Below are 4099 nucleotides of genomic sequence, written 5' to 3'. Positions count from 1 at the left end.
ACGGCGGCACATCCAACAAAAATGTCGGCTGAACGACCGCATTCGCGAGCAAGCCCGCTCCCACAAGGGGTTGCATTTCAAGCAAAAAAAGCCCCGCCATCGTCAGCGGGGCTTTTTATGTCCCATGAAGTCAGATACCCATATTGCCCAACGCCTGGGCGATGTTGCGCAGGGTGCCGGCGAGTGTCGGGTGTTCGAGTTCGAAGCGCTCGACGGCGAGGTTGACGCCATCGGCGAGGCTGGTGTCGTGGGTCTGGTTTTCGAGCTCGATCTTGAGTTCGATCTGTTGCATCAGTTCGTGCAGATTCTCGCGCTCGGCTTCGGACAGCGGAGGATTCTGTTCCAGTTGCTCGCGCAGGGCATTGAGCTGTTCTTGCAGTTCGCGGGCGGGCATGGCGTCGTTCCTTTTCTCTATAGGCACTGGCATAGACCGTGGCGGCACGCCAAAGATCTATGGCTTTCCTAAGATTAATCCACTCCCGGGCAACCTGCATGATCTCGATCAGGGCTTTTCGCCCTTGAGCCGACGCAGGCTGATGTCTGCCAGGCAAGTGTCGAGCTCGCCCAGGTGATCGATCACCGAATGCACGCCAAGGCCGAACAGCTGCATGGTGGCCTTGCCGCGCTTGATATCCCGGTCCTGGGGCGGCAACGCCTGCCATTGCTCGGGCGAGAGCCCGCACAGCGAGCCGCAGGACGCCAGGCCAATGGTCCACAGTCCGGCGTTCAATCCCGATTGCAGCAGGCGCGGTTCACCGCTGACCAGCACACAACCATCCAGTCGTTCGACGTTCAATGCCATCAGCGCCTGCCAGCAGGCATTCGGTGCCGGCCAAGGTTGAATTGTTGCGCCGTGTTGCGAAGATTTGATCCAGTCCGGCAACGTCGCGGCCAGGGACTGGCTGAGAGCAGGGGACAATTCATCGAGCCAGGCGCAGGGGATTTGCTGGCGCTGCAGGCTGAGCAGGCTGTCGAGGGCGCCGGGCGTGGCTTCGCTGTGTTCGGCCGAGTGACTGCCGTATTTGTGCGTGTGTGCGCCAAAATCCACCAGACATCCACTGAGCCCGAACAGTACGGCGGTCAGGTTGGGTGCGTTTTGCGGCAAGACATCGGCGTGTGGCATGTGAGCGTCCCTGAAATAGCAGGAAGACTAGAGCGCGGCGGTGACAGTTGGGTGACATTGATGTGAATCGCTCACATTTGCTTTCAATCGTTGCCGGCAGGCTTGGTGCAATATGCCTGTCAGGTGTTTCCGACTTATACTTGCCAGCTTGTTGCCGGGCCAGGCGCCCGTGCCGGTACAACCCCAAGGAGTTTTTTATGCGCTGGACCCATCCTCTAGCCTCTTTCTGTGTGTGCGCCAGCGCCATGCTGGTTCCGTTCGTTGCCCAGGCAGCCTCGGAAGACGACCCTTGGGAAAGCGTCAACCGCCCGATCTTCGAATTCAACGACGTCATCGACACCTACGCACTCAAGCCTCTGGCGCAGGGCTATCAGTTCGTGACGCCGCAGTTCCTCGAGGACGGGATCCACAACATGTTCCGCAACGTCGGCGATGTGACCAACCTGGCCAACAACATCCTCCAGGCCAAGCCAGCGGCGGCCGGCGTCGACACTGCACGTCTGATCTTCAACACCACGTTCGGTCTGCTGGGCTTCTTCGACGTCGGCACCAAGATGGGCCTGCAACGCAGCGACGAAGATTTCGGCCAGACCCTCGGTTACTGGGGCGTTGGCAGCGGCCCGTATGTAGTGCTGCCGCTGTTGGGTCCAAGCACCCTGCGTGATGCGCCTTCGAGATACGTCGACAGCTACACCGGCCCTTACCGCTACATCAACGATGTGCCGGTGCGTAACTCGATCTTTGGCCTGAATGTCGTCGATACCCGCGCCAGCCTGCTGTCTTCCGAGAAGCTGATCACGGGCGACAAGTACATCTTCATTCGCAACGCGTACCTGCAGAACCGCGAATTCAAGGTGAAGGACGGCCAGGTCGAAGACGACTTCTGATTCGATCGCTGGACCTGGTTGTAACTGTAGGAGCCGAGCTTGCTCGCGATGGATTCCGGAACACCGCAGGGCATCAGGTGCCCCGCGACGACCATCGCGAGCGTGCTCGCTCCTACAATTAAGTTACGGTTGTAAGGGTTCTTATAACTCTCGGTGATTTCAACGGCGCACACCGTAAAGCGACCATCGGTGTGTGCTTGAAACGCCTCGCGGATGGGAGTACCGTCTGCGCCTTAGAAGGGCACCTCTGGTGTACCGGCTTTAGGGCAAACGCTCGAAAACGGTGCGGCAGAGAGGCTAGAAAGCGAATCCAGTAGCGTGAAACGGGTCAACGTCCGTGCCGCTACGCCAACCTAATTCTGGCGCCGTTTGCCCACATGCCAAAAACCAGTGCCACGCTGCTGATAATCGATGATGACGAAGTAGTGCGCGCGAGCCTCGCGGCCTATTTGGAAGACAGTGGTTTCAGCGTCTTGCAGGCCAGCAATGGTCAGCAGGGTCTTCAGGTATTCGAGCAAGACAAGCCCGACTTGGTCATCTGCGATCTGCGCATGCCGCAGATGGGTGGACTCGAACTCATTCGCCAGGTTACCGAACTGTCGCCGCAGACTCCGGTGATCGTGGTGTCGGGTGCCGGCGTGATGAACGACGCGGTCGAGGCGCTTCGCCTGGGCGCGGCGGACTACCTGATCAAACCTCTCGAAGATCTGGCCGTGCTCGAGCACTCCGTGCGCCGGGCCCTGGATCGCGCGCGCCTGCTGGTGGAAAACCAGCGCTACCGCGAGAAGCTGGAAAAGGCCAACCGCGAGCTCGCCGCCAGCCTGAACCTGCTCCAGGAAGACCAGAACGCCGGTCGCCAGGTGCAGATGAACATGCTGCCGGGCAGCCCCTGGGCGATCAACGATTTCAAGTTTGCGCACCAGATCATCCCGTCGCTGTACCTGTCGGGTGATTTTGTCGACTATTTTCGGGTCGACGAGCGCCGGGTAGCGTTCTACCTGGCGGACGTATCCGGGCATGGCGCCTCTTCAGCCTTCGTCACCGTGCTGCTGAAGTTCATGACCACGCGCCTGCTGTTCGAGTCCAAGCGCAGCGGCACCTTGCCGGAATTCAAGCCTTCAGAGGTTCTTGGTCATATCAACCGGGGCCTGATCAGTTGTAAGCTGGGTAAACACGTCACAATGGTCGGTGGAGTCATCGACGAGGAGACAGGTTTGTTGACCTATAGCATCGGCGGTCATTTGCCGTTGCCTGTGTTGTACACACCCGACAGTGTGCGTTATCTGGAAGGGCGTGGCTTGCCGGTGGGCCTCTTCAATGAAGCCACCTATGAAGACCACGTACTGGAGCTGCCAGAGACGTTCAGCCTAACGCTGATGTCTGATGGCATTCTGGACCTTTTGCCAGAACCCACACTCAAAGAGAAAGAAGCTGCGTTGCCCCAACGGGTCAAGGCAGCGGGCGGCAGCCTGGATGGCCTGCGGCAGGTTTTTGGATTGGCCACGCTAGGGGAGATGCCGGATGATATCGCCCTGTTGGTGTTGAGCAGGAATCTTCAATGAGTACCGGTAGAATCCAGTTCGCCGAGCAGGACGGCACCTTCGTCCTGAAGTTCGTCGGTGAAGTTCGCCTGACCCTGTGTTCGGCGTTGGATGCGACTATTGAGAAAATCTTCACCGCGATGAATTTCAACGCGATCGTGATCGATTTGACCGAAACCCGCAGCATCGACAGCACGACCCTCGGCCTTCTGGCCAAGTTGTCGATCCTGTCGAGGCAGAAAGTCGGCCTGCTGCCGACCGTCGTCACCACCCACGAAGACATCACGCGACTGTTGCAGTCCATGGGCTTCGAGCAGGTGTTCAACATCGTCAACAAGCCGATTCCGTGCCCGGAATGCCTGGACGACCTGCCGGATCAGGACCAGTCCGAAGAGGTAGTGCGGATCAAGGTGCTCGAAGCGCACAAGATCCTCATGGGGCTGAACGATTCCAATCGGGAAGCGTTTCATGACCTGGTGAATGCGCTGGAGCGGCATTAAAGCTTCGCGGGCAAGCCTCGCTCCTACAGGTACACACGATCCCCTGTA

At 59.0% G+C, this 4099-nt stretch carries 5 protein-coding genes; 3 read left to right on the top strand and 2 right to left on the bottom strand.

Annotation, left to right across the window (positions count from 1 at the left end; all coding sequences use genetic code 11):
• Window positions 1-130: 130 nt before the first annotated feature.
• Together ACW9JE_RS29240 and ACW9JE_RS29235 are read right to left on the bottom strand one after the other, a co-directional pair.
• A complete protein-coding gene (locus ACW9JE_RS29240; RefSeq protein ID WP_175378007.1) occupies window positions 131-394 on the bottom strand; it encodes a DUF4404 family protein in 264 nt (87 codons plus the stop codon).
• A 108-nt stretch (window positions 395-502) separates the two neighbouring features.
• Window positions 503-1123, bottom strand: a complete 621-nt coding sequence (locus ACW9JE_RS29235) for an HAD family phosphatase (RefSeq protein WP_224533870.1) — start codon at window positions 1121-1123, stop codon at window positions 503-505.
• Between the two features lie 197 nt (window positions 1124-1320).
• Here ACW9JE_RS29235 and ACW9JE_RS29230 point away from each other — a divergent pair, with 197 nt between their 5' ends.
• The 3 genes from ACW9JE_RS29230 to rssC all read left to right on the top strand — a co-directional run bounded on the left by ACW9JE_RS29230 (window position 1321) and on the right by rssC (window position 4051).
• Window positions 1321-2010 carry an MlaA family lipoprotein gene (locus ACW9JE_RS29230; protein WP_457434740.1) on the top strand — a complete coding sequence of 230 codons (690 nt, stop codon included), beginning with the start codon at window positions 1321-1323 and terminating at the stop codon, window positions 2008-2010.
• Window positions 2011-2387: 377 nt separating this feature from the next.
• Window positions 2388-3572, top strand: coding sequence for a two-component system response regulator RssB (gene rssB, locus ACW9JE_RS29225; protein ID WP_224533868.1), 1185 nt, complete (start codon window positions 2388-2390; stop codon window positions 3570-3572).
• Window positions 3569-4051 carry an anti-sigma factor antagonist RssC gene (gene rssC, locus ACW9JE_RS29220; protein ID WP_110967230.1) on the top strand — a complete coding sequence of 161 codons (483 nt, stop codon included), beginning with the start codon at window positions 3569-3571 and terminating at the stop codon, window positions 4049-4051. Before rssB ends, rssC begins: the two co-directional genes overlap by 4 nt.
• Window positions 4052-4099 lie beyond the last annotated feature (48 nt).

It is taken from the genome of Pseudomonas sp. SDO55104_S430 (genome assembly GCF_054070595.1).
The sequence above is the reverse complement of the archived record's forward strand: the minus strand, read 5'-3'. Positions and strand labels throughout refer to the sequence as shown.

Coding starts and splice junctions, on each gene's coding strand:
- ACW9JE_RS29235 (WP_224533870.1), bottom strand. CDS start 1,123: ATGCCACACGCCGATGTCTTGCCGCAAAACGCACCCAACCTGACCGCC.
- ACW9JE_RS29240 (WP_175378007.1), bottom strand. CDS start 394: ATGCCCGCCCGCGAACTGCAAGAACAGCTCAATGCCCTGCGCGAGCAA.
- rssC (WP_110967230.1), top strand. CDS start 3,569: ATGAGTACCGGTAGAATCCAGTTCGCCGAGCAGGACGGCACCTTCGTC.
- ACW9JE_RS29230 (WP_457434740.1), top strand. CDS start 1,321: ATGCGCTGGACCCATCCTCTAGCCTCTTTCTGTGTGTGCGCCAGCGCC.
- rssB (WP_224533868.1), top strand. CDS start 2,388: ATGCCAAAAACCAGTGCCACGCTGCTGATAATCGATGATGACGAAGTA.